The sequence below is a fragment of the Paenisporosarcina sp. P4_E4_2 genome (assembly GCF_056401595.1).
In genome coordinates, this window is sequence record NZ_JBFUJC010000485.1 from 1 (window position 1) to 1,668 (window position 1,668).

At 43.3% G+C, this 1,668-nt stretch carries 2 protein-coding genes; both read left to right on the forward strand.

Annotation, left to right across the window (positions count from 1 at the left end):
• Positions 1 to 92: 92 nt before the first annotated feature.
• Positions 93 to 782: a hypothetical protein gene (locus tag AC1DSB_RS18930; protein ID WP_477530889.1), complete on the forward strand. Its 690-nt coding sequence runs from the start codon at positions 93 to 95 to the stop codon at positions 780 to 782.
• Positions 779 to 1,668 (forward strand): efflux RND transporter periplasmic adaptor subunit (locus tag AC1DSB_RS18935; protein ID WP_477587380.1); only part of this gene is annotated, 890 nt, incomplete at its 3' end. The genes AC1DSB_RS18930 and AC1DSB_RS18935, both read left to right, overlap by 4 nt.

Below are 1,668 nucleotides of genomic sequence, written 5' to 3' on the forward strand. Positions count from 1 at the left end.
GTACCCTTCGTACGTTACAATTGATGTCGAATTTTGGTAAAGTAAAGGAAGATTAATAGCTACTGGTAGTTACGGGAAGGATTTTTGAAAATATGATATTTGACTTTCGATTTTGGCGATATCTAGCAAACCAGCAAGAATTAATAGATAATCTCGATTCTGCCACGATGCGCGATTTTAAAAAACGCGTATGGATGGTTGGTCTGTTCGGATTACTCTTATTTGTTACACAAGAACTGTGGGGAATGAACACACAGCACCTTACATCCGTATACGCATTTAGTGGCAACGACCCGTATACACTGGCACGTCTTGTCTCACTTGTCGGAATCATTCTATGGGCAGTTCTTTATATGGCCTTTCACTTTTTCGGCATTGCATTCCTATTGAACAGCATCACGGGCATTGATTTACCTAAACTGGCCGTGTTGCAACTGTATGTGGTAGGAATCCTGCTAATTGAAAAAGCATTACTGTTTATCGTCTTTCTTATGACCGGTGCAACCACTCCGGTGTCACTGTTTTCATTCGGTCCACTGGCAGCAACCGTGTTCGATCATCCATTCCTGGTATTTTTCTTTAATCAATTATCCATCTTTACTGCCCTTATCATTGCATTACAGGTTCGATTCATCCGTGCATTCACGGATATGAACCCGCGCATGATTTTACTGATTATTATTGGAATACATATCGGTATGGCACTCATTACTTCGGCAGCTGGCCTTCTTCCAATCGAAGAATGGTACGGACGTTTTGTTGAAGGAGGTGCCGTCAAATGAATAAATGGTTAACGATTGGTATATCCATTGCAGTTTCTACGTTCATTGCAGCCAACGCGATTCTCTTGTTCAGCGAAAAAAGCGTAATTTCTAAAGATGTGTACGTAAATGAATACGAACGTCTCGCAACAGGGGACTTTGTACAATCCTTACCGAAAGAATCACTAGTTGCACCGCTCGACACGACAACGGTTTACGTGGAAAGTGAAGATACGATTCAAGACTGGTTGGTCAAAGAAGGTGCTGTAGTAAAAGCAGGTGACGAACTCGCTACGCTTAACACATCAACGGCTGACGAGCAACGTGAAGTATGGAAATCAGAAAAGGAAGCACTTGAACGTCAAGTGACTGAAACCAACGCAACAATAAAGTCCTTACAATCTGACCGCGCGACCGCGCAGAGCTCAAGTAATTCGACAGACAACGCGACAGACAACGTCACTGAAAACACTGATGGTAAAATGGTTAATATTGATGTAAATGTAGATTTCGGCGTGGACGTTTCTCAAGATGGTGCTTTCGCACAAGCGATTGCTGAAGCGGAACAAAAACTATCTGAAGTCAATCGGCAATTGCAGGTCGTTGATGCACAGCTTGCTCAAGAAGGAGCGGCTGCCATCCTTAGTCCGGTCGAAGGCGTAGTATCCGCGATTCGAGACAACAATGACCGCTTGGCAATCGAAATTTACAGCATCGAAAAAATCATTGTTACGTATGCAACAGATGAACAATGGCAGGACGTGAAAGTCAACGACCGCGTTCGCCTGCAAGCGGATGGAATCGATCAATCAATAGAAGGAACGGTAACAGAAATTTCCCAAGTTCCTGCTAAAGACTCCGAATTCCTGACTGCCTATAAAGCGCTCGATCCAAAAGACCATAAGAA